Below are 24,503 nucleotides of genomic sequence, written 5' to 3'. Positions count from 1 at the left end.
TTTGCCGCGCGTTTCGCCGCAGGCCGGGATTCCGCCGCCGGTTGACGAAAATGTCATGATGCGGGACAACCCCCGCGGGGGACGTGTCAGCCCAACAGGAAAGGGACATGAGCATGGCGGATTTCAACACGATCGACGACCTCGATCTGGACGGCAAGGTGGCACTCGTCCGGGTGGACGTGAACGTGCCGGTCGAAAACGGCCAGGTCAGCGATGCCACGCGGATCGAAAAGATCGTGCCGACCGTCAAGGACATCCAAAGCCGGGGCGGCATTCCGGTGCTGCTGGCGCATTTCGACCGCCCCAAGGGCAAGCGCGTGGACAGCATGAGCCTGAAGGTGGTCGTGCCGGCGCTGGAGCAGGCGCTGGGCCAAGAGGTGAAATTCGCGGACGAGGCGATTGGCGGACCGGCCAAGCGCGCCGTCGCCGATCTGAAGCCGGGCGATGTGCTGCTTTTGGAAAACACCCGCTTCTATCCGGGCGAGGAAAGCAACGACCCGACCTTTGCCGCCTCGCTTGCGGCCCTGGGCCAGGCTTATGTGAACGACGCGTTTTCCGCGGCCCATCGCGCCCATGCCTCGACAGAGGGCATCGCGCGGCTGCTGCCCGCCGCCGCCGGCCGGCTGATGGAGGCGGAACTGAAGGCGCTGGACGCCGCGCTGGGCAATCCGCAGCGCCCGGTGGTGGCGGTGGTCGGCGGCGCCAAGGTCTCGACCAAGCTGGACCTGCTGGGCAACCTGATCGAAAAGGTGGACCACCTGGTGATCGGCGGCGGCATGGCCAACACCTTCCTGGTCGCCCAAGGGATCGAGGTCGGCAAGTCCCTGGCCGAGCGCGACATGGCCGAGACGGCGCGCGAGGTGCTGGCCAAGGCGGAAAAGACCGGCTGCACCATCCACCTGCCGGTGGACGTGGTGGCCGCGCGCGAATTCAAGACCGGCGCCGAGAACGAGACGGTGGCGGCGGATGCCTGCCCGGCCGATGCGATGATCCTCGACGCCGGCCCGGCGACGGTGGCGAAGATCACCGAGGTGTTCGAGGCCAGCCGGACGCTGATCTGGAACGGCCCGCTCGGCGCCTTTGAAATCCCGCCCTTCGACGCCGCGACCAATGCGGCCGCGCAAGAGGCGGCGCGGCTGACGCGCGACGGCAAGCTGATCTCGGTCGCGGGCGGCGGCGACACGGTGGCGGCGCTGAACAAGGCGGGCGTCTCGGGCGATTTCACCTTTATCTCGACCGCCGGCGGCGCCTTCCTGGAATGGATGGAAGGCAAGGAACTGCCCGGCGTGGCGGCCTTGCAGAAACGCTGAACCGGCGGGAACCGGAAGCGCATAAGGGGCCTTCGGGCCCCTTTTTTCATGGCCGGGCCGGCCGCGGGCGCGCCACGGCCGGCTGCGCCGGCCCGGCCGTTAGCGCAACCCCAATTGCCCTTGGCGGCGGGTCTGCTAAGCAGCCGGCATTCAGACATGGAGTTCCCGATGCAGATGACCGATACCGTCCGCAAGATCCTCGCCAATTACGAGGGCGAAGCGCCGGGTGTGAAGGCACAGCTGGCCCGCATGCTGATGACCGGCAGGCTGGCCGGCACCGGCAAGATGATCATCCTGCCCGTGGACCAGGGTTTCGAGCATGGGCCGGCGCGCAGCTTTGCGCCGAACCCGGCCGGCTATGACCCGCATTACCACTATCAACTGGCCATCGACGCCGGATTGAACGCCTATGCCGCCCCCTTGGGCATGATCGAGGCGGGCGCCGACACCTTCGCCGGCCAGATCCCGACGATCCTGAAGGTGAACTCGGCCAATTCGCTGATGTCGGACACTGCCGGCAAGAACCAGGCGATCACGGCTTCGGTCGACGACGCGCTGCGGCTGGGCTGCGCGGCCATCGGCTTTACCATCTATCCGGGTTCGGACATGGCGCTGGACATGATCGAGGAGATCGTCGAGATGCGCCGCGAAGCCGCCGCCAAGGGCGTGGCGACCGTGGTCTGGTCCTATCCGCGCGGCGAGGCGATCAGCAAGGACGGCGAGACGGCCATCGACATCGCCGCCTATGCCGCGCAGATGGCGGCGCTGATCGGCGCGCATGTCATCAAGATCAAGCTGTCGACCGGCCACCTGGAACTGCCCGAGGCGAAAAAGGTCTACGAGGCCAAGGGTATCGACATCTCGACCCAGGCCAAGCGCGTGGCGCATTGCATGCAGTCGGCCTTTGACGGGCGCCGCATCGTGGTGTTCTCGGGCGGGGCGGCCAAGGGCGCCGATGCGGTCTTCGACGATGCCCGCGCCATCCGCGACGGCGGCGGCAACGGCTCGATCATCGGGCGCAACAGCTTCCAGCGCTCGCGCGAGGATGCGCTGGAGATGCTGGGCAAGCTGGTGGACATCTATCTGGGCAAGGCCTGATTGCCGTGGGGCGCTGCCCCACACCCCGGAGTATTTTTCAAACGGTGAAGGGGCGTCCGGTTCGGGGCGCCCTTTTCCTTTCGACCGAGATTGCCTAGGTTTCGCAGGACAGACAGAAGGATGGGTGCATGTCGTTTTTCTCGAAGCTGCGCGACCGGCTGACGCGGTCCTCGTCGAAGATCGGCGCGGGGCTGGACGAGATCGTCGCGGACGCCGCGGTCGAGGAAGAGCCGGCATCGGCACCCGAACGGCCCGCCGGGCTGGCGCCGGCGCCAGCCCCGGCGGCGCAGCCCATGCCTGCCCCGGTGGCGGAGCCCCAACCCACCGCCAATCCAGCCGCATCGCCCGACGCGCGTCCGGGGATGCTGGGCCGGATCCTGGGCCGCGCGCCCGCCCCGGCCGAGCCGCGCCGCGAACTGGACGACGCGATGCTTGAGGATCTGGAAGAGATGCTGATCCAGGCCGATATGGGCGTCGAGACCGCGCTGCGCGTCACCGCCAATATCGCCGAAGGCCGCATGGGGCGCCGCATTTCCGCCACCGAGCTGAAGGAGTTGCTGGCCCAGGAAATCGCCCGCATCATGACCCCGGTCGCCAAGCCCTTGCCGCTTTATCCCAAGCGGCCGCAGGTGGTGCTGGTGGTGGGGGTCAACGGCTCGGGAAAGACCACGACCATCGGCAAGCTCGCCAGCCAGTTCAAGGCGGCCGGCAAGCAGGTGGTGATCGCGGCGGGCGACACCTTCCGCGCCGCCGCCGTCGAACAGTTGCAGGTCTGGGGCCAGCGCGCCGGCGTGCCGGTGATGACCGCGCCCGAGGGTTCGGACCCGGCAAGCCTGGCCTTCGACGCCATGGTGCGGGCCGAGGCCGAGGGCGCCGACCTGCTGATGATCGACACCGCCGGCCGCTTGCAGAACCGCCAGGACCTGATGGAGGAACTGGCCAAGATCGTCCGCGTCATCCGCAAGAAGGATCCCGACGCGCCGCACAATACCCTGCTGGTGCTGGACGCCACCACCGGCCAGAACGCCCTGAGCCAGGTTGAGACATTCCAGAAACTGGCCGATGTCTCGGGCCTGGTCATGACCAAGCTGGACGGCACCGCGCGCGGCGGCGTGCTGGTGGCCTTGGCCGACCGCTTCGGCCTGCCGATCCATGCCATCGGCGTGGGGGAACAGATCGACGATCTGGACGCATTCGACGCCCGCGAGTTTGCCCGCGCGCTGGTCGGGCTTGGGGACTGACCCTCGCCGCTTTCCGTTTTCCAAATACCCTGCGGCCGCGCAACCGGCGCAGGCGTCACGGCTTGACGAGATGCGCGTCCGTCCTGGTGTCCTCGATCGGCGCGACATTGCCCGCCGGGGCGGCCATGGGCTGGACCACATCCTGCGGCGGCGTGAAGGGCGCGGTCAGTTCGGCGGTTCCCGCCTGCTTGTCATAGATGCAGACATAGCGGTCCGCCGCGCCATCGGCCAGCGTGGTGATCAAGAGCGCCGCGCCATAGCTTTCCGAGCCGAAGGGATTGACCTCGATGGCGGTCTGGCCCTCGGTGGGCGCCAGCGCGGTGCAGGCGGTCTCGACATCCTGGCGGAACTGCTGCCACGCCGTTTCGGACGAGGCGAGCGCCGGGCTTGCGGACAGGATCAGCATCAGGGCGGCCAGGCGCATGGTCATTTCTTCCTTGGCGGTGCGGGACACCAACGCCGCGGCCCCGCCGCAGGTTTCTAAAGCCCAAGCCGCGCAGCGAAATCGCGCAGTTCGGCCTCGTCCCCCGCCGCGAGCGAGCGCAACAGCGTCGCCTGCGAGCGCAGGATCGGTTCCTCGCCGATGATCTTCAGGTGATTGGCGCGCAGCGTCTCGCCCGACGAGGTGATGTCGGCGATGGCCTCGGCGGTCAGGTTCGCGACCGTCCCTTCGGTCGCGCCCTGGCTGTCCACCAGCTGATAATCCGCGACCTCGTGGTCCGAAAGCCAGGCGCGCACCAGCCGGTGATATTTGGTGGCGATGCGCAGGCGGAAGCCGTGCTGGGCGCGGAAATCGCGGGCGATGGTGGCGAAATCGTCCAAGGTCTCGCAATCGCTCCAGCAGGCGGGCACGGCCAGGATCAGGTCGGCATGGCCAAAGCCCATCGGCGCCAGTTCCTCGACATGGCTGCGCCAGCCCGCCAGCTTTTCGCGGATCAGGTCGGTGCCGGTCACGCCCAGGTGGATGCGCCCGGCCATGAGTTCGCGCGGGATCTCGCCCGCCGACAAGAGCACCAGCGCCACATTGTCCGCCCCCTCGACCCGGCCGGCATATTCGCGGTCCGAGCCGGCGCGCGACAGGGTCACGCCGCGGGCGGCGAACCAGTCGAAGGTCTGCTCCATCAGCCGCCCCTTGGACGGAATGCCCAGCCGGATCATGCCAGCCCCCCCAGTTCATGGACCAGACCGGGGCGGATGATGCCGCCCACCGCCGGGATCGAGCGGCCCTGCGCCTGGCCCAGCACCGCGGCCAGCGCGTCGTAGCGCCCGCCCGAGGCGACCGGCGGCCAGTCCGCCCGCCCTGCCGCGGCAAAGCTGAAGGTCATGCCGTCGTAATATTCCATGGTGTGCCGGCCGTGGCTGGCGTCGAAATGGATGGCGCCGACGTCGATCCCGCGCGCCGACAGCGCCGCCAGGTTGCGTTCCAGCCGGTCCACCGCCTCGGCGATGTCGGGGATCTGGGCCGCCAGGTCGCGCAATTGCCGCAGCGCCTGGGGTGCCGGGGCCTGGATGGCGAAGAGCCGCTCCAGCCGCTCGACCCATTGCGGCGGCAGCGGCGGCTCGGCGGCGTCGGCGCGCAGGCGGTCGATGCGGGCCTGCATCTCGGCCGGTGAACGCAGCCCGGTCCAGGGCGCGGCGCTTTCCGGGAAACTGCGGGCCTCGGCCGGGGCGGCAAAGCGCGCCAGCGCCTTGGCAAAGCGGCGCGGCCGCCAGATGTGATGCAAAAGCGCGGCGCGGCGGGCGCCCGACAGCGGCAGGGCGCGCACCGCATCCATCAGCAGGTCCATGTCGCCCATGCTGGCTTGCAGCCGCAGGGGCGCCAGGATGTCGTGGAAAAGCGCAAAAACCTCGGCATCGGCTTCGGGGTCGCGGGCGAAAAGCTCGAACCCGGCTTGCAGGTATTCGTTGTCGCGCGGATGCTGAGGCCGGGTCTCGCCATGGTCCTGCTTGCGAAACACCTCGCCCAGGTAGCAATAGCGCGCCGGTTCGGCGCCGTTTTCCATATGCATCTGCACAACGGGCACGGTGAAGTCGGGGCGCAGCATCATCTCGCCGCGGATCGGGTCCTGGGTCACATAGGCGCGGGCGCGGATATCCTCGCCGTAAAGGTCCAGGAGCGTCTCGGCCTCCAGCAGGATGTCGGGCGCGACCTCCCGCGCTCCGGCGGCACGAAAGGCGGCGAGGATCTGCTGGCCGATGGCCTGTCTCTCGCGCTTGCTCATCCTAGGATACGCCGGACTTCCGCGACCAGATCGGCGCGGGCGACCTCGGTCTGGGCGGGCTGGGATTTCCATTCCTCGTGGCTGGCCTGGGCGGCGATCTTCGCCCCCAAGATCAGGTCCTTGACCTGCACCACGCCGCGCGCGGCCTCGTCGCCGCCCTGGATGATGGCAACCGGGGCATGGCGCTTGTCGGCATATTTCAACTGGTTGCCGAAATTCTTGGGATTGCCCAGATAGACCTCGGCGCGGATGCCGGCCTGGCGCAGTTCGGCGGCCATGGCCTGGTAGTCGGCCATGCGCTCGCGGTCCATGACGGTGACGACGACCGGGCCCGGCTCGGTCCCGCCCATCAGCCCCTTGGCGCGCAGGGCGGCCAGCAGCCGATCCACGCCGATGGAAACCCCGGTTGCCGGCACCTTCTGGCCGGTGAAGCGTTCGACCAGCCCGTCATAGCGCCCGCCGCCGGCGACCGAGCCGAACTGGCGCTTGCGGCCCTTGTCATCAAGGATTTCAAAGGTCAGCTCGGCCTCGAAGACCGGGCCGGTGTAATAGCCCAGGCCCCGCACAATCGAGGGGTCGATGATGGCGCGATCCTCTCCCACGCCCATGGCGGACAGCATGTCGGCGATCTGGGCCAGTTCCTCGACCCCCTCGGCGCCCACGGCCGAGGCGCCGACGGCGGCGCGCAGGTTGGCGAGCGTCTGGGCATTGTTCGCACCCTTGGAGGTCAGGAAGGCCAGGACCGGCCCGGCCTGTTCGGGGGCAAGCCCCACGCCCTCGATAAAGGCGCCGCTATCGTCCTTGCGGCCGGTGGTCAGCAATTGGCGCACGCCCTCTTCGCCGACCTTGTCGAACTTGTCGATGGTGCGCAGCACGTCGTCGGCGGGCTTGCCCTGTGCGACGCCCATGGCTTCCAGGATGCCGTTCAGCACCTTGCGGTTGTTGATGCGGATCAGGTAGTCGCCGCGCGCGATGCCGGCATGTTCCAGGGCCGCGGCCAGCATGGCGCAGATTTCCGCGTCCGCGGCGACCGAGGCGCTGCCCACCGTGTCGGCGTCGCATTGGTAGAACTGGCGAAAGCGGCCGGGTCCGGGCTTTTCATTGCGCCAGACCGGACCCATGGCATAGCGGCGATAGGGGCTGGGCAGGTCGTTTCGGAACTGCGCGGCGACGCGGGCCAAGGGTGCGGTCAGGTCATAGCGCAGCGCCAGCCAGTCGCCCACGCCGCCGCCCGGAACGTCCGCTTCCTGCCAGGCGAAGACGCCGGCATTGGGCCGGTCCACGTCGGGCAGGAACTTCCCCAGCGCCTCGACGGTTTCCACGGCGCTGGTTTCCAGGGGCTCGAAACCGTGGCGATGGTAGATCTCGGCGATACGGTCGAGCATCTGCTTGCGTTCGGTCACGTCCGCGCCGAAATAGTCACGGAACCCCTTGGGCGTTTCGGCCTTGGGACGGGGTTGTTTCTTCTGATCTTTCGCCATGGTTTGCCTCGGGCTTTTCCATGCGGCGGTCTAGCGGATGGAGGATGGATGGACAAGCAGGGCCAGGAGCGGGTCGAGCGGCTGGAGGAGGCCGTGGCCTATCTGACGCGCAGCGTCGAGGATCTGTCGGGCATCGTCGCCCGGCAGGAAGCCCAGATCGCCCGGCTGGCGCGCCATGTCGGCATGCTGATGGAGCGCGAGGCGGAACGCGAGGCCGAGGCGGGAACGGTGCCGCTGGCCGATCAGCGGCCGCCGCATTGGTAAGGGGGTAAGGGGCGCTGCCCCTCGCCCCCGTGCCGGGGGCTCACCCCGGAGTATTTGGGAAACGGCGAAATCAGCGGCTGGCCGGGCCGAGGCGCGGGCCTGCCGGGGCCGGGCTGGGCGGCGCCGAAAGCGGCGGCTCGGCGGCGCGGGCGCGGTTCTGGCTGCCCGGCGCGGCCGGGGCCTGGGGCTTGGGCGCGGCCAGCATGGGCTGGCTGAACGGGCCGCGGGCGGGTGCCGGGGCTTCGGCCTGGACGGGCGGCGCCTCGGGCATCTGGGGGTTGGCCGGCTGGGCGTCGGCCGTCTGGGCGGCGGTCGGTTGCGGCTGTGCCGGCTGCCCGGCCAGGGCGCGGCGGAAAATCAGCAGGTTGTGATAGACCGTCGAGCGGCTGGTCAGGCCCGAGCGTTCCTCGGCCGGCAGGGTTTCCGCGCGGACATAATCCCAGCCATCCTGCGCCATCTGGTTCAACGTATCGGTCATCGTGGCGGCGAAGCGGTCGATCCCGGATTTGGCGCCCCTGGTCTTTTCGCCGCGGATGGGGGCGGGAATGGCGGTATATTCGTAGCTGCTCATGCCTTTGGCCTTTCGCTTTGCGGTGCAGGTTAGGCGAGATGGCAGGCCAAGGGAAGCGGGGCGATACGGCCGGCGCGGCGCACAAATTCGCGAGGCGGGCGCAGGGCTTATCTGCGGGTGATGTTTTCGATGGGCCGCAGCGGGACCGGTTGCGTCACCAGCGCGCGCGGGCGCTTTTCATAAAAGGCGTTGCCGCCGGTGGTCACGACGTAATGCATGTTGCCATAGGAAAACCGATGGCTGGCGGCATGGAAGAACATCGCATTGCCGATCAGCGGGTGGCGTTCGCCGCGCAGGACGGCGCGGGCGGCATCGCGGACATCGGGCATGGCTTTCGAATTCATCCGCCGCGACATGATGCCGGGCGCGAACTGGTTCTTCTGGCCCACCACGCCGCAGACGCTGCGCGGATACTGGCCCGATTGCACCCGGTTCATCACCACGCTGCCGACCGCGATCATGCCGTCGCGGCTGGAGCGGTGCGATTCGAAGAACATGGCGCGTTCCATGCATTCGACCTCGGAATGGCGCCCCACCCCGCAGCCCGACAGCACCACCAGCGCCGCCAAAGCCAAAGACCCTGCACGAAATTTGCCCATTGCCTGTCCCTTACGCCTGCTCGCCGCTTTGTTGGTTTTTGTAAATCCTAGCAGCAGCCGGCAGGGGGCGGCAACGGCAAGCTGGTTTAGGCGCCGGCGGCCCGCGCCCCGAAACCCATCACAGGCCCAGCTTGCCTGCCACCAGTTCGTTGACCGCGGCCGGGTTGGCCTTGCCGCCGGTGGCCTTCAAGACCTGGCCCACGAACCAGCCCGCCAGTTTCGGATTGGCCTTGGCCTTTTCCACCTGCGCCGGATTGGCGGCGATGATCTGGTCCACCGCCGCCTCGATGGCGCCAAGGTCGGTGACCTGCTTCATGCCGCGCGATTCCACGATCTCGGCCGGGTCGCCGCCTTCGGTCCACAGGATCTCGAACAGGTCCTTGGCGATCTTGCCCGAGATGGCGCCCGAGCCGATCAGGTCGATCACCCCGCCAAGCTGGGCAGCCGAAATCGGCGCGGTCTCGACCGTCAGCCCTTCCTTGTTCAGCCGGCCGAACAATTCGTTGATGACCCAGTTCGCGGCCATCTTGCCGTCGCGGCCCTGCGCCACGGCCTCGAAGTAATCGGCATTCTCGACCTCGGCGGTCAGCACGCCGGCGTCATATTCCGACAGGCCCAGATCCGCCACGAAACGCGCCTTCTTTTCATCCGGCAGTTCCGGCATCGCGGCGGCGATTTCGTCCACCCAAGCCCGTTCGATCTCTAGCGGCAGAAGGTCGGGATCGGGGAAATAGCGGTAGTCGTGGGCTTCTTCCTTGCTGCGCATGGACCGCGTCTCGCCCCGGTCGGGGTCGTAGAGCCGGGTTTCCTGCACCACCTTGCCGCCATCTTCCAGGATGGCGATCTGGCGGCGGGCCTCGTATTCGATTGCGGCCTGGATGAAGCGCAGCGAGTTCATGTTCTTGATCTCGCAGCGGGTGCCCAGATGGCTGAAATCCTGGGTTTCCTGGTAGCGCTCATAGGCGCCGGGCGCGCAGACCGAGACGTTCACGTCGGCGCGCAGGTTGCCATTCTGCATATTGCCGTCGCAGGTGCCCAGATAGCGCATGATCTGGCGGAGTTTCGCGACATAGGCGGCCGCTTCCTCGGGGCCGCGGATGTCGGGGCGGCTGACGATCTCCATCAGCGCGACGCCGGTGCGGTTCAGGTCGACGAAGGACATGTTGGGGTCCATGTCGTGGATCGACTTGCCGGCATCCTGTTCCAGGTGGATGCGCTCGATCCTGACGCGGCGGGCGATGCCGGGGGCCATGTCCACGATCACCTCGCCCTCGCCCACGATCGGGTGGTAAAGCTGGCTGATCTGGTAGCCCTGCGGCAGGTCGGGATAGAAATAATTCTTGCGGTCGAAGGCCGAGACCAGGTTGATCCCCGCCTTCAGCCCCAGCCCGGTCTTGACCGCCTGCGCCACGCAGAATTCGTTGATGACCGGCAGCATGCCCGGCATGGCGGCGTCGACAAAGGCCACATGACTGTTCGGTTCCGCCCCGAAGCCGGTCGAGGCGCCGGAAAACAGCTTGGCGTTCGAGGCGACCTGGGCATGGACCTCCAGCCCGATGACCAGTTCCCAGTCCTGTTTCGCTCCCTGGATGATCTTCGGTTCCGGGGCGGTATAGGTCAGATGGTCGAGCATGGCATTTCCCCAAGGCAAGGCTGGCCCGCTTTCTAGGCGCTTGGCGCGCGGCTCGCAAGGGTCGCGCGCGGGTCGGCGAGGGGGCGGTCAGCGGCCGTCCAGCATCCGCAATTCATGGGTGCGCCCACCCTTGACATAGGTCAGCCGCCCATCGCCGATCGCGTTGATGGTGCCGCCGTCGATGCGATCGCCCAGGCGCACCGTCACCACCTTGCCGCTGCGCAGCCGGATCAGCGCCCGGCTGGCCTTGCCTGCGCCGATGATGCCGATGATCGTGGTGCGGCCCATGTCGATGCCGCGCGGCTGGGTCGCGGCCTTGGCCACGGTGGCGGCGGTCGCGCCCTTGGGCAGGGCCCCGGCGGCCATCTCGGGTTCGTTGTCGACCTCGGGCGGCTTGTAGTCCTGGCGGCGGGCACGGGCGGCGCGTTCCTCGGCTTCGGCCTGGGCGCGGGCGCGGGCTTCGGCCTGGGCGCGGGCCTCGGCCTCGGCCTTGGCATCGGCGGCGGCGCGGGCGCGGATGCGTGCCTCGGCCTGGGCCTGCAACTGTTCGTCCAGCTTGCGGCGGGCGGCCAGCTCCGCCCCTTCGGACGCCGGAGCCTCGGCCGCGGTCGCGCTGTCGGAACGGTCGCTGCGCCGCGGCGGCAAGGGCGATGAGGCAAGCGCCGAAAGCTGCACCGCCCCCGGCGTCGCCGCCGCGGCCGAAAGCGCCGCCTTGACCGCATCGTCCGAAACCGCCGGCGCGTTCTGGCTGGCCGGGCGGGCGCGCGGCCGCGTGGCGCCACGCAAAAGCCCGCCCGAATCGCGGGCGGGCGCTGCTGCGGCGGCATCGGGGCGCGCTGGCCTGTCGGGGGGTGAGCTGGCCGCCGATCTTAGCGCCGCGTCGATGGCCGATGGGTTGACGGCATCGCTGGCGGTGGCTGCGGGCGCCGTGCCGGGGCGGGGTTGCGGGCGGGCCTGGGCCAGACGCTCGCCCCACAGGGGTGTGGGGCGCGCGATCAGCCCGTGGCGTCCCAGGTCGCGGACCAGATCGCGCAGCAGGCTGCGCTCGGCCGGGTCGAGCGCTTCGGCCCGGTCCGGGTCCAGCAGTTCGGGCGCAGAACCTTCGGGACGCAAGGGCGGCCGGGCCGACCCACCAAGCACGGTGTTGCCGGCGGGTGCGGCGGCCGGCGCCGATGTCGCCGGGGCGGCGGCGGGCGGCTGGCTGCGCGCCGGCGGGCGGGCGCTGTTGACGGGCGGGTTGCGGTTCTGCCCGGCCTCGAAAGGCAGCGGGTCGCCGGGCACGCGCGGGGCGGTATCGGCGCGCGGCACCGTCGTCTGGGGCGTGCTGCGTCGCGGCGCAAGCTGCGGCCGGGCGGAACGGGTCAGTTGCGCCGCGGGCGGGGCGGGACGCGCGCCCTGTGTCGCGACGGCATCCGCGGCGGCTGGCGCGGCCGTGGCGGCGGGCTGCGTCGCCGCGTCCCGGACCGCCGTTTCGATGGCCGCTTCGATGGCCGTTTCGGTCGCGGTGCGGGTTGCGGCGGGTTCGGCCGGGGGCGGACTTGAGGCGGCTTGCGGGGCTGCCGGTTCGGCGGCCGGGGGCGGCACCACGGCGGCGGCGACGGCGGTGGCGGCGACCAGCACCCGGCGGCGTTCCTGCTCGGTCAGGGCCGAACCCGGCGGGGCCGCGCTGGCGGCCGGCGCGGGGCCGGGTTCCGGTTCGGCGCGGATATCGGCGGGGGCCGGCGCAGGGTCGACCGGCGCGGCCGCTGTGGGCTGCGGGGGTTCAGCACCGGCCGGGGCGGCCGTTCGCGGCGCGGAAGGGGCCGGGCTGGTAGCCGCAGCCGGTGCCGCGGTCGTGGCTGCGGGGGCGGCATCCTGCCGGTCGGGCACCAGAAAGGCCCAGATCAGGATCAACCCGATCACCAGGACACCCAGCATGGCGATCAGCCCTGCAAGGCCGCCGCGCTCGCCCGGCCGGCGAGGCTGGGCCGGTGCGCTTCCGACCGGGCGCGCCTGTCGGGCGCTGGCCGCGCGGTCGTGCAATGCCTGCGCGCGCGGGTTCAGGACCGGCGCCGCGGCCGTGTGCCCCGCGCCATGCCCCGCCGCAGCCGGCAACGGCCTGGCCCCTGGCCCTGCATCCGCATTCTGCGCCGCGCCCACAGGGCCGGCCGATTTCGATGCGGCATCCGTCCGGTCCGCAGCCGCAGGCGGTGTCTCACCTGCCACGGGGACCAGGGTCTCCGCACCATCCGTCTTTCCCGTGTCAGGACGTTTTTCGGTTTCAGAACTGTGGTTTATACTCTGATCTTCGAATTTTTCTATGCCGGGCTCCGCCGCAGCCTGGGGCGGCGACCAGACGGTCGCCTTGTCCCCGGCGTCATCGATCCCGTCGCCGTCCAGGTCAAAGGCGCCGGGCTGCTCGGGGCCGGGGCGGGCTTGGTCTTCGTCCTCGGCGGCCTCATCCTCGATCAACAGCGCCCCGGCGGTGACGCCGGCCTGGGCCGGGTCGACCTGTGGTCGGGCGCGCGGCGCGGCCGCAAGCACGAAAACCGGCTCGCCGGGGTAAAGACCGGCAGCGGGGGCCGCGCGATAACCCTGCCCCTCGAACCCGTATTGCCGGGCGAAATCCGCCGCCTCGCGCAGGGTCTGGCGGGCCACGGCGGCGACGCGGACGCTGTCGCCCTCGCCCCGCCAGTCAAAAGCCAGGTCTTCGATGGCATAGGGGGTCAACCCGTCCAGCGCCCGGCCGACCGCCTGTTCCCGATCCGCACCCGGCGCCACAGTCAGCGTGGTATAAAGGATCTGGTCGTCGGGAATGACCAGCGTGACGGGCAGCGCCGTGCCACCATCCCCAGCCGTCGCCATGGCGCGCAGCCGCGCCAGTTCCGCGCCGAACTCAGCCGAGGCGAAATCGACCGAGCCCAGGTGCCGCCACGGCCGGGGCGTGGCGGGCCTTTCCTGTTCGGGACCGCGGTCGCGCCGGTCCAGATGCACGGCGTCCTCGCTGAAGGAAAGAGCGTATTCAGTAGCGCAAACAGGCGACATCGGCGGGCTTTTGCTTTCGGTTCCTGGCATCCGGTTTTGCCCGGACACATCTTCATCGGCTATGGTCCCGGACTAACCCAGAACGCAATGCGTGAAAAGCCGAACACCGGATTGTGAGGCACCCCGAACCGCATTTGCGGCATTAAGGAGGTTCGTGAAGACAACCGCCTGCGGAAAATTCCCGCCCCGCCAAGGAGAAGACCCGATGCCCGCTTTCCGACCCCTGATGGCTGCCGCGACGCTGATCGTCCTGGGCGCCGGCCCCCTGATCGCCCAGCCCGCCCCGACCGATGCGCCACCGCCCGCCGGGATGGGCGTTCATCCGATGAAACACGCCGCCTTCGCCAAGCTGACCGTGACCGGGACGGGCCAGGCCACCGTCCAGCCCGACATGGCCAGCATCACCCTGGGCGTCAGCACCCGCGCCGCCACCGCGGCCGAGGCCATGACGCAGAATGCCGAACAGCAGGCCAAGGTCATCGAGACATTGAAGGCCGAGGGGATCGAGGCCCGCGACATCCAGACCTCGGGGCTGAACCTGTCGCCGGTGATGGATTATTCCGACCAGGGCCAGCCGCCCAAGCTGACCGGCTATGGGGCGCAGAACAGCGTGACGGTGCGGGTCCGCGACCTTGCCGGCCTGGGCGCGGTGCTGGACCGGCTGGTGGCGTCGGGCGCCAACGAGATCGGCGGCATCGCCTTTGCGCGCGACGACATGACCGAAGTCGAGGACAAGGCCCGCAGCGAGGCCGTGGCCGACGCGCGCCGCCGCGCCGAGGTGATGGCCCAGGCGGCGGGCATGCGGCTGGGCCGGCTGATTTCGCTGGCCGAGGTCGGATCGGGCGGCGGGCCGCGGCCGATGATGGCGATGCGGGCCCAGGCGGCGGGCGCGGCCGACACGCCGATCGAGGCGGGCGAGCTTACGGTCGACGCCAATGTCACCGCCGTCTTTGCCCTTCGCCCGCTTGACGCGCCGGACGGCCGCCCGGCCGCGCCGCAGGGCACGACCGAAAGCGCGCCGGAAAACTGAGCCGGGCTTGGCCCAGGGCGGCAGGTGCCCCCGTCGCCCTGCCGTTCATGCGGTGGCGGCGGCCAGCGCCTGGTCCAGGTCGGCAATGATGTCGGCGGCATCCTCGATCCCGATGGACAACCGCACCACATCCGGGCCGGCCCCGGCCGCGATCTTCTGTTCGTCGGTCAACTGGCTGTGGGTGGTCGAGGCCGAATGGATCACCAGCGACCGCGCATCTCCCAGGTTCGCCACATGGCTGAACAGCTTGAGACTGTCGACCAGCTTGACCGCCGCGTCATATCCGCCCCGGATGCCAAAGCTGAACAGCGCCCCCGCCCCCTTGGGATAGACGCGCTGCACGGTGGCATTCCACGGCGACGAAGCAAGCCCCGCATAGCTGACCGAGGTGACGCGCGGATCGTTTTCTAGCCATTCCGCGACCTTTTGCGCGTTCTCGACATGACGGGCCATGCGCAGGCCCAGCGTCTCGATTCCCATCAGCGTATAATGCGCGGCCTGCGGGTTCATGGTCATGCCCAGGTCGCGCAGCCCGATGGCGATGCCGTGAAAGGTAAAGGCCAGCGTGCCAAAGGTCTTGTGGAAGTTCAGCCCGTGATAGGCGGGCTCGGGCTGGGACAGGCTGGGGAACTTGTCCGATGCCGACCAGTCGAAGCGGCCCGAATCGACGATGGCGCCGCCCATGACCGTTCCGTTGCCGGTCATGTATTTGGTCAGGCTGTGGACGACCAGCGTCGCGCCCATCTCGATCGGCTTGCAGATCCAGGGCGTCGCCAGCGTATTGTCCACGATCAGCGGCAAGCCGACCTCGTCGGCCACCTTGGCGATGGCGGGGATATCGGTGGGATAGCCGCCCGGATTGCTGATCGATTCGCAGAAGATGGCGCGGGTGTCGTCGTCCACCGCGGCCCGCAGCGCCTGGGGATCGTCCAGATCGACGAATTTGCACGACCAGCCGAAGCGCTTGATGGTCTGGCTGAACTGGGTGACGGTGCCGCCATAAAGCCGGGTCGAGGCAATCAGGTTCTTGCCCGGCCCCATCAGCGGGAACAGCGCCATGATCTGCGCCGCATGGCCCGAGGAACAGCAGACCGCGCCGGCCCCGCCCTCCAGCTCGGCCACGCGGGCCTGAAGCGCGGCGACGGTGGGGTTGGTCAGGCGGGAATAGATATAGCCGACCTCTTGCAGGCCGAACAGCCGGGCCGCGTGGCCAGCATCCTGAAAGACATAGGCCGTGGTCTGATAGATCGGCACCTGCCGCGCCCCGGTCGCCGGGTCCGGCGCGCTGCCGGCATGGATGGCGGTGGTGTCGAAACCCCAATTCTCGGACATGGAAACTCTCCCCTTGTTCGGGCAGAGACTAGGCGCAAGCCGGGCCGAAAGGGAACAGCAAAGGCGCGCCCATCGCCGGAAAGGACCGCCCGGCCCCGATCAGGCATCGGCGCGCGCGCCGGCCCTATCCGGCGTCCTGCCCGTCCGCGGCGTCATCGCGGCCGCGAAACCCCTGCGCCACCACGAATTTCTCCGAGGAATCCGAGCGGCTGGCCGGCGGTTTCACATTCGCCACCTTGCGGAAATTGCGCTTGAGCATCGCCTGCATCTCGGTCTCGGCGCCGCCGGCCAGGACCTTGGCGACGAAGGTGCCGCCCGGTTCCAGCACGTCGAAGGCCAGTTGCGCCGCCGCCTCGACCAGCGCCACGATGCGCAGATGGTCGGTGCCCTTGTGCCCCGAGGACGCCGCCGCCATGTCCGACATCACCACATCGGCCCCCCCGCCCAGCCAGGACTTGACCTGTTCGTCGGCGCCGTCGGACAGGAAATCAAGCTGGTGGATCTCGGCCCCCGGAATCGGATCGACCTCTTGCAGGTCCACGCCCAGAACCCGGCCGACCCTTTTGCCCGGCTTGTCGCCAAGCGCGTTCACCCGCGACACCGCCACCTGGCACCAGCCGCCGGGCGCACAGCCCAGATCGACCACCCGCGCGCCGGGCAGCAAAAAGCGATACTTGTCGTCCAGTTCCAGGATCTTGTAGGCGGCGCGGCCGCGATAGCCCTCGCGCCGGGCGCGCGCGACATAGGGATCGTTCAACTGCCGCTCCAGCCACAGCGTACTGGACAGCTTGCGCCCCTTGGCCGATTTCACCCGCACCCGCAGGTCGCGCTGGCCGCGGCCAGAGCTTTTGCGCCCCGCGCCCGGCTTCTTGTCTTCGCTCATCTTCAAGCCACCCCGTTCATTCCATCCGGGGCCAGAACCCCGTCCTTGACCATCTGCGCGTAAAGCAGCCCCTCGCGCAGGCCGCGATCGGCCACCGACAGCCGCGTCGTCGGCCAGACCCGCATCAGCGTTTGCAGGATCGCCGCCCCCGACATGATCAGCGCATGGCGTTCGCGGCCGATGCGCGGATCGGCGCGCCGCCCCTCGGGGCCAAGCGCCAGGTAGTCGCGGATCACCCGGTCGATCTGGGCGGTGGTCATGGTCAGCCCGTCCACCTTGGTGCGGTCATAGCGGCGCAGGCCCAAATGGCTGGCCGCCACCGTGGTCACGGTGCCCGAGGTGCCGATGATCTGGAACCCCTCGCGCATGGTCTGGGCCAGCGCATAGGGGGCGAAATCCGCCAGCATCTCTTCGAAATGCCAGGACATCAGGGCAAAGCGGCCCTGGTCGTCCTCGACATCCTCGAACTGGTCGCGCAGCGTGGCCACGCCCAGCGGCACGCTGATCCAGTCCACCACCCGCGCGCCGTCGGGTTGGGGAACGCCGAAACCGTTGCCCAGCCGCATGATGGCGCGCGAGCGTTCCTTTGGATCGACATTTTCCAGGTCGATCCAGACCAGTTCGGTCGAGCCGCCGCCGATATCGACCACCAAAAGCTGCTCGGTGCGCTGGCTGACCAGCGGCGCGCAGGAAATCACCGCAAGCCGCGCCTCTTCCTCGGCGTCGATGATTTCGACCGGCAGGCCGGTCTCGCGCCGGATCAGGCGCATGAAGTCGCGGCTGTTCCTGGCCCGCCGGCAGGCTTCGGTGGCGACAAGGCGCATATGCACGACCTTATGCGCCTCCAGCTTGCGCCGGCACACCTGCAAGGCATGCACCGTCCGCGCCATCGAAGGGCGCGACAGCCTGCCTGACGCCTCAAGGCCGTGCCCAAGCTGGACCGGCTTCGAGAAACTGTCGACCACCTGGAACTGGCTGCCCGCCGGGCGGGCAATCAGCATCCGGCAGCTATTCGTGCCAAGATCCAGGGCCGCATAAAGCGGCTTGTCCTCGGCCGCGCGGGTGGCGAACGGCTCGACCGTTTTTGTCGGGAACGCGTCCGCACCCGCAGGACGCCTGGGCGCCATCGTCACGCCCTCCGATATCAAGTTGGTCCGAAAGTAACCTGCGCGCGGCGGGCGTTCAAGGGCCTGCCCCTCGACAGGGGCGCGGGGGCGGGCTATGCCCTGTCCCATGATCGTGATCGCCGCATTCATCCTTGGCGCAGCGATCGGCTGGAGGCGCGCGGCGAAAGCCGGGGGCAGCCGCGCCGACAAGCTGCAATATGCCGTCGCACATGCCCTGGCGCTTGGCGTCCTGGGAATGTTCCTGACCATAGTTCTCAGCCGGTTGGGCTGATGTTCCGGCCCTTTCTCGACAGCCTGCGCCGCCATGGGGTTCCGGCCAGCCTGCGGGAATACCTGGACCTGCTGGGCGGGCTGCAAGCCGGGCTGACGGACTGGTCGCCCGAAGGGTTCTATCACCTCGCCCGCGCCACGCTGGTCAAGGATGAGGCGCATATCGACCGATTCGACCGCGCATTCGCCGAAGCCTTCGCCGGCCTTGACCAGATCCCGGTCGAGGCGCTGGTGAACGAGGTCTCGATCCCCCCGGAATGGCTGGAAAAGCTGGCCGAAAAGCTGCTGACCCCCGAGGAACGCGCCGCCGTCCAGGGTGCCGGTTCCTTTGACGAACTGATGAAGCGCCTGCGCGAGCGGCTGGCCGAACAGCAGGGCCGCCACCAGGGCGGCAACAAGTGGATCGGCACCGCCGGCACCTCGCCCTTTGGCGCCTATGGCTACAACCCCGAAGGCGTGCGCATCGGCCAGGCCGAAAGCCGCCACCGCCGCGCGGTCAAGGTCTGGGACAAGCGCGAGTTCCGCGATTTCGACGATTCGGTGGAACTGGGCACCCGCAACATCAAGGTGGCGCTGAAGCGGCTGCGGCAATGGGCACGCCACGGCGCGGCCGAGGAACTGGACCTGCCCGGCACCATCCGCGCCAGCGCCGAGCACGGCTATATCGACGTCCAGACCCGGCCCGAGCGGCACAATGCCGTGAAAGTGCTGCTGTTCCTGGACGCCGGCGGCAGCATGGACGACCATTCCCGGCTGGTGGACGAACTGTTCTCGGCCACCCGCGCCGAGTTCAAGCACCTGGAGCATTTCTATTTCCACAACTGCGTCTACGAGGCGCTGTGGAAGGACAACCACCGCCGCTGGACCGAAACGACCCCCACATGGGAGGTCATCAACCGCTTCGGCCGCGACTACAAGGCGATCTTCGTCGGCGATGCCTCGATGTCGCCCTATGAGATCGCGATCCCCGGCGGCGCGAACGAGCACTGGAACCCCGAATCGGGCGAAACCTGGCTCAACCGCCTGCGCGAGACCTGGCCCGACCATGTCTGGCTGAACCCGGTGCCCCGCGCGCATTGGGGTCATACCCGCTCGATCGACATGATCCGCGAGATATTCGAGGACCGGATGCAGCCCCTGACGCTGGAAGGGCTGGGCCAGGCCATGCGAATCCTTGGCTAAGCGCCGCGCCTTGCCCATATTGCGCTTATGCTGAAATTCACGCCGATCCTGCTGATCCTGCTTTATGCCGCCGCGATGTGGTTCTTTTCCGCATGGCGGCTGCGGGCCGAGTTGAACGAAAAATCCACGCCCCTGCGCCACCCCCGGCTGCTGCCGATGCTGGAGCGGCTGGGCCGGGCCATGGACCTGCCCGGCGTCCAGGCCCATGTCTACGAGGTCGGCCATGTGAACGGGCTGGCCGCGCCCGACGGCCGCATCTTCCTGACCCGCGGCTTCCTGGACCGGCTGGACCAGGGCGACGTGACCGAGGCCGAACTGGCATCGGTCATCGCGCATGAGCTGGGCCATGTCGCCCATGGCCATACCCGGCGGCGCATGGTGGATTTCGCCGGCCAGAACGTGGTGCGCATGGTGCTGGCGGGCGTGCTGGGCCGCTTCCTGCCCGGCATCGGCGTCTGGATCGCCAATATCGCCGCCAGCGCCATCGCGGCGCGCCTGTCGCGCCAGGACGAGTTCGAGGCCGACGCCTTTGCCAGCGCGCTGATGGTCAAGGCGGGCTTCGGCACCGAGCCGCAGAAAAGCCTGTTTCGCAAGCTGGACCGGCTGGCGGGCGCCGGCGGCGGCGGCGCGCCGGCATGGCTGCTGTCGCACCCACCCGCCCAGGCACGCATCACCGCCATTGAAAGGCTAGAGGCACGCTGGGCCGCGACCTGACTTGCGGGGCCGCGCGGATGGGCTATTGTGCCGGCGCAAACAGCTTATTTTCCATGACCCGCCCCTTTCGCCGCCGCGTTCTTTACATTCCGGGCTATGACCCGATCCCGCCCCGCCGCTATCGCGAGCTTTACCGGCGCGAGGGCGCCGAACAGGCGCGCATTTCCGGCTATGGGCTAAGCTTCGGCCCGCGCCGCGACCGCACGGGCTTTGGCTGGGGCGTCGCCGGCGATTTCGACGGCACCGCGACCCAGGCCGAGTTCGAGGTGCTGGTCTGGGCCGATATCGTGCAGGGCTCGATGGGCCGGGGCATCCTTGCGACCTATGGCCAGCTTTTGCGCACGGCCTGGACCTATATCGGCTCGGGCGCGCTCATGCGGCTGATGCGGCTGCGGCGCGGGCCGGTGATCGCGGCGCTTTATCCGGTCGCGGTGCTGTTGGCGCAACTGCTGGCCTCGGCGCTTTTCGGGGCGCTCATCGGCTGGGTGCTGGGGCGGCTCAGCGGGCTTGGCTGGTGGCTGGGCGGGCCGGCCGCGCTGGCGCTGACCTGGGCCGGGCTGCATCTGTGGCGGCGCATCGACGGCAGGATCTTTGCCTGGTATCTGATGCACGACTATGCCTTTACCGCCCGGCATGGCGGCGCCTATCCCCCGGCGCTAGAGGCGCGGCTGGCGCATTTCGCCGACCGCATCGCCGCGGTGCTGGCGGACGACTGGGACGAGGTGCTGGTCGTCGGCCACAGTTCCGGCGCCTATCTGGGCGTCTCGGTCCTGGCCGACCTGATCCGCTCGGGCCGGGTGCCGGCGCAGGGGCCGCGGCTTTCCTACCTGTCGCTGGGCCATGTCGTCCCGATGGCGTCCTTCCTGCCCCGCGCGGACCGGCTCTGCGCCGACCTGCGCTATCTTTCGGCGCGCGCAGAACTGGATTGGGTGGATGTGACCGCGCCGGGCGATGCCTGCTCTTTCGGCCTGTGCGACCCGGTCGCGGTCTCGGGGGTCGAGCCGCCGGACCGCCGCCATCCGCTGGTGCTTTCCGCCGCCTTCACCCAGACGCTTTCGCCGCAAAAGCGGCGCGCGCTGCGCGGGCGCTGGTTCCGGCTGCATTTCCAATATCTCTGCGCCTTCGACCGGCCGGGGGATTACGATTATTTCGCGATCACCGCCGGGCCGCTGACGCTGGGCCGGCGCTTCGCCGGCCGCAGCCATTCGCCCGGCCGCATCGCCCGGCCGGTCAACCGCCGGTGCGCGCCATGATCCCGCCCAAGCCGCCGGCGCGGCCGGGAAAGGCGTCGGTCTGCCGCTTCATCCGCGATTTCCGCCGCGACATCCTGTCGGCGCAATCCGACCGGCTTTATCGCGCCTGGATGGCCGAATTCCGCGGCCCCTTCGTCCACAGCTTTACCTGCAACGACCCGGCGCTGGTCGATCTGATCCTGAAAAGGCGGCCGATGGACTTTCCCAAGTCGCCGCGCATGGCGGCGGGATTACAGCCGCTCTTGGGCCATTCGAGCTTCATCTCGAACGGCGAAACCTGGCTGCACCAGCGCCGCATCATCGACCCCGCATTCCAGGGCGGCCGCCTGCGCCAGGCCTTTCCGGCGATGTGGGACGCAGCCCAGGCCGGCGTCGCGCGGCTGGAGCCCGTGGCCGACGGCACCCAGATCGACATCGAACCGCAGACCAGCCATATCGCCGCCGACGTGATCTTCCGCACCCTGTTTTCCATCCCGATCCAGGACGGGATCGCCGCGCAGGTGTTCCGCGCCTTCCAGGACCACCAGGATGCCCAGCCGATGGTGAACCTTGGCGGACTGATGGGGCTGCCCCGCTGGGCCCGCATCCACAGCCGCCGGGTGCGCCGCAGCGCGCAGCGCATCCGCGGCCTGATCGGCCAACTGGTCGCAGCCCGCGCCCGGCAGATCGCCGCCGGCACCGCGCCCGCGGATCTGGCGACCAAGATCATGACCACCCCCGACCCGCAGACCGGCCGCATCTTCACCGAGGCCGAGATGATCGACGAGGTCGCGACCTTCTTCCTGGCCGGGCATGAAACCGCCGCCTCGGCGCTGGCCTGGGCGCTCTACCTGCTGGCCGAAAGCCCGGACTGGCAAGACCGGCTGGCGCAAGAGGCGCATCAGAATCTCGCGCCCGATTTCGCCGCCATGCGCAACCTGCCGCTGGCCCGCGCCGTCTTCCGCGAGGCGCTGCGGCTCTATCCGCCCGTCGCCATGACCGTGCGGCAATGCCGCCGGCCCGAAACCCTGCGCGGCCGCAAGGCGCCCAAGGGCGCGCAGCTGGTGATCTCGCCCTGGCACCTGCACCGGCACCAGCGGCTTTGGGACGATCCCGACCGCTTCGACCCCGCCCGCTGGGAAACCGAAAACGGCAAGGCCTGCCAGCGCGACGCCTTCATCCCCTTCTCGGCCGGCCCTCGCGCCTGCCCCGGCGCGGGCTTCGCCATGGTCGAAGGGCCACTGATCCTTTCCGCCCTGCTGCGCGCCTATCGCCTGGCGCCCGGCGGGGAACGCCCGCAGCCGATCGTGCGGCTGACGCTGCGCAGCCGGGACGGGATCCGCCTGCGCCTCTGGCCCCGCTAGGCGCCGCGGCACATCTTCACCGTTTCGCAAATACTCATGCAAGGCTGCCACCAGCGCGAAGCCCGCCCATTCGCGCCGGCATTTCCACCGCCCGCACCGGCAATTCGCCAAGCGTCCCCGACCCATCCCGGCACTTGGCCCGATGCCGCGCGGCGCCCCATTGAACCGCCCCCGGCGCCCGGCTAGCCTTTCGCCCAAAGCAGATGGAGGCTGACGTCATGAACCAACCGCAAAGCTGGGAAGCCCGCGCCGAGACCTATTCGCTTTATGGCTTCACCGACATGCCCTCGGTCCATCAGCGCGGCACCGTCGTCGTGACCCATGGCGAGGGGCCCTATGTCGTCGACGTGCATGGCCGGCGCTACCTGGATGCCAATTCGGGGCTGTGGAACATGGTCGCGGGCTTTGACCACCAGGGCCTGATCCAGGCCGCCAAGGCGCAATACGACCGCTTTCCCGGCTATCACGCCTTTTTCGGCCGCATGTCCGACCAGACGGTGATGCTGTCGGAAAAGCTGGTCGAGGTCTCGCCCTTCGAAAGCGGCCGGGTCTTCTACACCAATTCCGGCTCGGAAGCGAACGACACCATGGTCAAGATGCTGTGGTTCCTGCATGCCGCCGAGGGCAAGCCGCAAAAGCGCAAGATCCTGACGCGCTGGAACGCCTATCACGGCGTGACCGCGGTTTCGGCCAGCATGACAGGCAAGCCCTATAATTCGGTCTTCGGCCTGCCGCTGCCCGGCTTCATCCACCTGACCTGCCCGCATTACTGGCGCTATGGCGAAGAGGGCGAGACCGAGGAACAGTTCGTCGCCCGCCTGGCCCGCGAGCTTGAAGACACCATCGAGCGCGAGGGCGCCGACACCATCGCCGGCTTCTTCGCCGAGCCGGTGATGGGCGCGGGCGGCGTGATCCCGCCGGCACGCGGCTATTTCAAGGCCATGCTGCCGATCCTGCGCAAGCACGACATCCCGGTGATCTCGGACGAGGTGATCTGCGGCTTCGGGCGCACCGGCAACACCTGGGGCTGCCTGACCTATGACTTCATGCCCGATGCGATCATCTCGTCCAAGAACCTGACGGCGGGCTTCTTCCCGATGGGCGCGGTGATCCTCGGCCCCGATCTCGGCAAGCGCCTGGAAGCCGCCGTCGAGGCGATCGAGGAGTTCCCGCACGGCTTCACCGCCTCGGGCCACCCGGTCGGCTGCGCCATCGCGCTGAAGGCCATCGACGTGGTGATGAACGAGGGGCTGGCCGAGAACGTGCGCCGCCTTGCCCCCCGTTTCGAAGAGGGGCTGAAGCGCATCGCCGACCGCGCGAATATCGGCGAATATCGCGGCATCGGCTTCATGTGGGCGCTGGAGGCGGTCAAGGACAAGCCGACCAAGACCCCCTTCGACGCCGATCTTTCGGTCAGCGAGCGCATCGCCAACACCTGCACCGACCTGGGGCTGATCTGCCGGCCGCTGGGCCAGTCCATCGTGCTGTGCCCGCCCTTTATCCTGACCGAGGCGCAGATGGACGAGATGTTCGAGAAACTGGAAAAGGCGCTCGACAAGGTCTTTGCCGAGGTGGCCTGACCGCAGCGGCGGCCCCTACCAGGGGTCGCCCCCGCCCAGCACGGCGCGCGCCAATTGCACCCGCTGCGGCGCGATCCGCGCGGCCTGGGCGAAATCCAGCACCCGCTGGTCGTGTTCCAGCAGGAAATCCAGCACGAAGACGGCAAATTCCGGCCGCGCCGCCATGGCGCGCAGCCCCGCCACGTCGCTGCCCGATTGCGCCAGCAGCGCGCCCACCAGTTCCGTATCCCCGGCGATATGGGCAAAGCCCGCATCGGCGATGTCGCGCGCCTCGTTCGGTGTCATTTCTCTCTCGCATTCTTGCAGGCCGCGGCGATTTTCTTCGGGGCCGGAAAGGATTTGTTAA

The 24,503-nt window shown here is 69.0% G+C and carries 23 protein-coding genes; 11 read left to right on the top strand and 12 right to left on the bottom strand.

The genetic code is table 11. The features are described 5' to 3' along the window. Window positions 1-113 precede the first annotated feature (113 nt). The 3 genes from F3H32_RS00815 (at window position 114) to ftsY (ending at window position 3,649) form a co-directional block, all read left to right on the top strand. Window positions 114-1,310: a phosphoglycerate kinase gene (locus F3H32_RS00815; protein WP_149763747.1), complete on the top strand. Its 1,197-nt coding sequence runs from the start codon at window positions 114-116 to the stop codon at window positions 1,308-1,310. 168 nt (window positions 1,311-1,478) lie between these two features. Then, window positions 1,479-2,408, top strand: coding sequence for a class I fructose-bisphosphate aldolase (locus F3H32_RS00810; protein ID WP_149763533.1), 930 nt, complete (start codon window positions 1,479-1,481; stop codon window positions 2,406-2,408). A 128-nt stretch (window positions 2,409-2,536) separates the two neighbouring features. Continuing rightward, complete coding sequence (gene ftsY / locus F3H32_RS00805) at window positions 2,537-3,649, top strand: signal recognition particle-docking protein FtsY (RefSeq protein ID WP_149763531.1); 1,113 nt, start codon at window positions 2,537-2,539, stop codon at window positions 3,647-3,649. Between the two features lie 55 nt (window positions 3,650-3,704). On the opposite strand, the gene F3H32_RS00800 is transcribed toward ftsY, so the two are convergent. The 4 genes from F3H32_RS00800 to hisS are packed head-to-tail and all read right to left on the bottom strand — an operon-like array spanning window position 3,705 to window position 7,352. After that, window positions 3,705-4,079 (bottom strand): hypothetical protein, encoded by a 375-nt coding sequence (locus F3H32_RS00800; RefSeq protein WP_223191304.1) that lies wholly within the window; start codon window positions 4,077-4,079, stop codon window positions 3,705-3,707. A 50-nt stretch (window positions 4,080-4,129) separates the two neighbouring features. Continuing rightward, entirely contained in the window at window positions 4,130-4,807 is a 678-nt protein-coding gene (gene hisG, locus F3H32_RS00795) for an ATP phosphoribosyltransferase (RefSeq protein ID WP_149763529.1), read from the bottom strand. Beyond that, entirely contained in the window at window positions 4,804-5,871 is a 1,068-nt protein-coding gene (locus F3H32_RS00790; protein ID WP_149763527.1) for an ATP phosphoribosyltransferase regulatory subunit, read from the bottom strand. The genes hisG and F3H32_RS00790 overlap by 4 nt, the downstream gene beginning before the upstream one ends. Beyond that, window positions 5,868-7,352 (bottom strand): histidine--tRNA ligase, encoded by a 1,485-nt coding sequence (gene hisS / locus F3H32_RS00785; RefSeq protein ID WP_149763525.1) that lies wholly within the window; start codon window positions 7,350-7,352, stop codon window positions 5,868-5,870. The genes F3H32_RS00790 and hisS overlap by 4 nt, the downstream gene beginning before the upstream one ends. 48 nt (window positions 7,353-7,400) lie before the next feature. Between hisS and F3H32_RS00780 the strand changes: the two genes are divergently transcribed. Further along, window positions 7,401-7,616 (top strand): SlyX family protein, encoded by a 216-nt coding sequence (locus F3H32_RS00780; protein ID WP_149763523.1) that lies wholly within the window; start codon window positions 7,401-7,403, stop codon window positions 7,614-7,616. A gap of 70 nt (window positions 7,617-7,686) precedes the next feature. Here F3H32_RS00780 and F3H32_RS00775 read toward each other — a convergent pair whose 3' ends face one another. From F3H32_RS00775 to F3H32_RS00760, 4 genes are all read right to left on the bottom strand, one after another. Continuing rightward, window positions 7,687-8,187 carry a DUF4177 domain-containing protein gene (locus F3H32_RS00775; protein ID WP_149763521.1) on the bottom strand — a complete coding sequence of 167 codons (501 nt, stop codon included), beginning with the start codon at window positions 8,185-8,187 and terminating at the stop codon, window positions 7,687-7,689. A gap of 107 nt (window positions 8,188-8,294) precedes the next feature. After that, window positions 8,295-8,786, bottom strand: coding sequence for a cell wall hydrolase (locus F3H32_RS00770; RefSeq protein WP_149763519.1), 492 nt, complete (start codon window positions 8,784-8,786; stop codon window positions 8,295-8,297). 118 nt (window positions 8,787-8,904) lie between these two features. Then, entirely contained in the window at window positions 8,905-10,419 is a 1,515-nt protein-coding gene (gatB, locus tag F3H32_RS00765) for an Asp-tRNA(Asn)/Glu-tRNA(Gln) amidotransferase subunit GatB (RefSeq protein ID WP_149763517.1), read from the bottom strand. 87 nt (window positions 10,420-10,506) lie between these two features. Next, window positions 10,507-13,443, bottom strand: a complete 2,937-nt coding sequence (locus F3H32_RS00760) for a hypothetical protein (RefSeq protein ID WP_149763516.1) — start codon at window positions 13,441-13,443, stop codon at window positions 10,507-10,509. A gap of 205 nt (window positions 13,444-13,648) precedes the next feature. Between F3H32_RS00760 and F3H32_RS00755 the strand changes: the two genes are divergently transcribed. Further along, window positions 13,649-14,473, top strand: a complete 825-nt coding sequence (locus F3H32_RS00755) for an SIMPL domain-containing protein (protein WP_149763514.1) — start codon at window positions 13,649-13,651, stop codon at window positions 14,471-14,473. Between the two features lie 45 nt (window positions 14,474-14,518). Here the strand turns inward: F3H32_RS00755 and F3H32_RS00750 are convergent, their stop codons facing one another. From F3H32_RS00750 to F3H32_RS00740, 3 genes are all read right to left on the bottom strand, one after another. Further along, window positions 14,519-15,805, bottom strand: coding sequence for an O-acetylhomoserine aminocarboxypropyltransferase/cysteine synthase family protein (locus F3H32_RS00750; RefSeq protein WP_149763512.1), 1,287 nt, complete (start codon window positions 15,803-15,805; stop codon window positions 14,519-14,521). A 124-nt stretch (window positions 15,806-15,929) separates the two neighbouring features. Continuing rightward, window positions 15,930-16,688 (bottom strand): RlmE family RNA methyltransferase, encoded by a 759-nt coding sequence (locus F3H32_RS00745; protein WP_149763510.1) that lies wholly within the window; start codon window positions 16,686-16,688, stop codon window positions 15,930-15,932. A 2-nt stretch (window positions 16,689-16,690) separates the two neighbouring features. Then, window positions 16,691-17,815, bottom strand: a complete 1,125-nt coding sequence (locus F3H32_RS00740) for a Ppx/GppA phosphatase family protein (protein WP_149763508.1) — start codon at window positions 17,813-17,815, stop codon at window positions 16,691-16,693. Between the two features lie 106 nt (window positions 17,816-17,921). On the opposite strand from F3H32_RS00740, the gene F3H32_RS17635 reads away from it, so the two are divergent. The 6 genes from F3H32_RS17635 (at window position 17,922) to F3H32_RS00715 (ending at window position 24,157) form a co-directional block, all read left to right on the top strand. After that, window positions 17,922-18,086 carry a hypothetical protein gene (locus F3H32_RS17635; protein WP_188128548.1) on the top strand — a complete coding sequence of 55 codons (165 nt, stop codon included), beginning with the start codon at window positions 17,922-17,924 and terminating at the stop codon, window positions 18,084-18,086. Next, window positions 18,086-19,267, top strand: a complete 1,182-nt coding sequence (locus tag F3H32_RS00735; protein WP_149763506.1) for a vWA domain-containing protein — start codon at window positions 18,086-18,088, stop codon at window positions 19,265-19,267. The genes F3H32_RS17635 and F3H32_RS00735 overlap by 1 nt, the downstream gene beginning before the upstream one ends. A 27-nt stretch (window positions 19,268-19,294) precedes the next feature. Next, window positions 19,295-19,981, top strand: a complete 687-nt coding sequence (locus tag F3H32_RS00730; RefSeq protein ID WP_149763504.1) for a M48 family metallopeptidase — start codon at window positions 19,295-19,297, stop codon at window positions 19,979-19,981. Between the two features lie 53 nt (window positions 19,982-20,034). Next, window positions 20,035-21,234 (top strand): hypothetical protein, encoded by a 1,200-nt coding sequence (locus F3H32_RS00725; RefSeq protein ID WP_149763502.1) that lies wholly within the window; start codon window positions 20,035-20,037, stop codon window positions 21,232-21,234. Further along, entirely contained in the window at window positions 21,231-22,577 is a 1,347-nt protein-coding gene (locus tag F3H32_RS00720; RefSeq protein ID WP_149763500.1) for a cytochrome P450, read from the top strand. Before F3H32_RS00725 ends, F3H32_RS00720 begins: the two co-directional genes overlap by 4 nt. Window positions 22,578-22,795: 218 nt before the next feature. Further along, complete coding sequence (locus tag F3H32_RS00715; RefSeq protein WP_149763498.1) at window positions 22,796-24,157, top strand: aminotransferase; 1,362 nt, start codon at window positions 22,796-22,798, stop codon at window positions 24,155-24,157. A gap of 15 nt (window positions 24,158-24,172) precedes the next feature. Here the strand turns inward: F3H32_RS00715 and F3H32_RS00710 are convergent, their stop codons facing one another. Continuing rightward, window positions 24,173-24,442, bottom strand: a complete 270-nt coding sequence (locus F3H32_RS00710; protein WP_115755695.1) for a DUF3572 domain-containing protein — start codon at window positions 24,440-24,442, stop codon at window positions 24,173-24,175. Window positions 24,443-24,503 lie beyond the last annotated feature (61 nt).

It is taken from the genome of Paracoccus thiocyanatus (assembly GCF_900156255.1).
Taxonomy (GTDB): Bacteria; Pseudomonadota; Alphaproteobacteria; order Rhodobacterales; family Rhodobacteraceae; genus Paracoccus; species Paracoccus thiocyanatus.
This window is presented reverse-complemented; position numbering and strand designations above follow the sequence as displayed.

Excerpts from the sequence above, each read along its gene's own strand:
- F3H32_RS00815 (WP_149763747.1), top strand. The coding sequence starts at position 114 with ATGGCGGATTTCAACACGATCGACGACCTCGATCTGGACGGCAAGGTG.
- F3H32_RS00810 (WP_149763533.1), top strand. The coding sequence starts at position 1,479 with ATGCAGATGACCGATACCGTCCGCAAGATCCTCGCCAATTACGAGGGC.
- ftsY (WP_149763531.1), top strand. The coding sequence starts at position 2,537 with ATGTCGTTTTTCTCGAAGCTGCGCGACCGGCTGACGCGGTCCTCGTCG.
- F3H32_RS00800 (WP_223191304.1), bottom strand. The coding sequence starts at position 4,079 with ATGACCATGCGCCTGGCCGCCCTGATGCTGATCCTGTCCGCAAGCCCG.
- hisG (WP_149763529.1), bottom strand. The coding sequence starts at position 4,807 with ATGATCCGGCTGGGCATTCCGTCCAAGGGGCGGCTGATGGAGCAGACC.
- F3H32_RS00790 (WP_149763527.1), bottom strand. The coding sequence starts at position 5,871 with ATGAGCAAGCGCGAGAGACAGGCCATCGGCCAGCAGATCCTCGCCGCC.
- hisS (WP_149763525.1), bottom strand. The coding sequence starts at position 7,352 with ATGGCGAAAGATCAGAAGAAACAACCCCGTCCCAAGGCCGAAACGCCC.
- F3H32_RS00780 (WP_149763523.1), top strand. The coding sequence starts at position 7,401 with ATGGACAAGCAGGGCCAGGAGCGGGTCGAGCGGCTGGAGGAGGCCGTG.
- F3H32_RS00775 (WP_149763521.1), bottom strand. The coding sequence starts at position 8,187 with ATGAGCAGCTACGAATATACCGCCATTCCCGCCCCCATCCGCGGCGAA.
- F3H32_RS00770 (WP_149763519.1), bottom strand. The coding sequence starts at position 8,786 with ATGGGCAAATTTCGTGCAGGGTCTTTGGCTTTGGCGGCGCTGGTGGTG.
- gatB (WP_149763517.1), bottom strand. The coding sequence starts at position 10,419 with ATGCTCGACCATCTGACCTATACCGCCCCGGAACCGAAGATCATCCAG.
- F3H32_RS00760 (WP_149763516.1), bottom strand. The coding sequence starts at position 13,443 with ATGTCGCCTGTTTGCGCTACTGAATACGCTCTTTCCTTCAGCGAGGAC.
- F3H32_RS00755 (WP_149763514.1), top strand. The coding sequence starts at position 13,649 with ATGCCCGCTTTCCGACCCCTGATGGCTGCCGCGACGCTGATCGTCCTG.
- F3H32_RS00750 (WP_149763512.1), bottom strand. The coding sequence starts at position 15,805 with ATGTCCGAGAATTGGGGTTTCGACACCACCGCCATCCATGCCGGCAGC.
- F3H32_RS00745 (WP_149763510.1), bottom strand. The coding sequence starts at position 16,688 with ATGAGCGAAGACAAGAAGCCGGGCGCGGGGCGCAAAAGCTCTGGCCGC.
- F3H32_RS00740 (WP_149763508.1), bottom strand. The coding sequence starts at position 17,815 with ATGGCGCCCAGGCGTCCTGCGGGTGCGGACGCGTTCCCGACAAAAACG.
- F3H32_RS17635 (WP_188128548.1), top strand. The coding sequence starts at position 17,922 with ATGATCGTGATCGCCGCATTCATCCTTGGCGCAGCGATCGGCTGGAGG.
- F3H32_RS00735 (WP_149763506.1), top strand. The coding sequence starts at position 18,086 with ATGTTCCGGCCCTTTCTCGACAGCCTGCGCCGCCATGGGGTTCCGGCC.
- F3H32_RS00730 (WP_149763504.1), top strand. The coding sequence starts at position 19,295 with ATGCTGAAATTCACGCCGATCCTGCTGATCCTGCTTTATGCCGCCGCG.
- F3H32_RS00725 (WP_149763502.1), top strand. The coding sequence starts at position 20,035 with ATGACCCGCCCCTTTCGCCGCCGCGTTCTTTACATTCCGGGCTATGAC.
- F3H32_RS00720 (WP_149763500.1), top strand. The coding sequence starts at position 21,231 with ATGATCCCGCCCAAGCCGCCGGCGCGGCCGGGAAAGGCGTCGGTCTGC.
- F3H32_RS00715 (WP_149763498.1), top strand. The coding sequence starts at position 22,796 with ATGAACCAACCGCAAAGCTGGGAAGCCCGCGCCGAGACCTATTCGCTT.
- F3H32_RS00710 (WP_115755695.1), bottom strand. The coding sequence starts at position 24,442 with ATGACACCGAACGAGGCGCGCGACATCGCCGATGCGGGCTTTGCCCAT.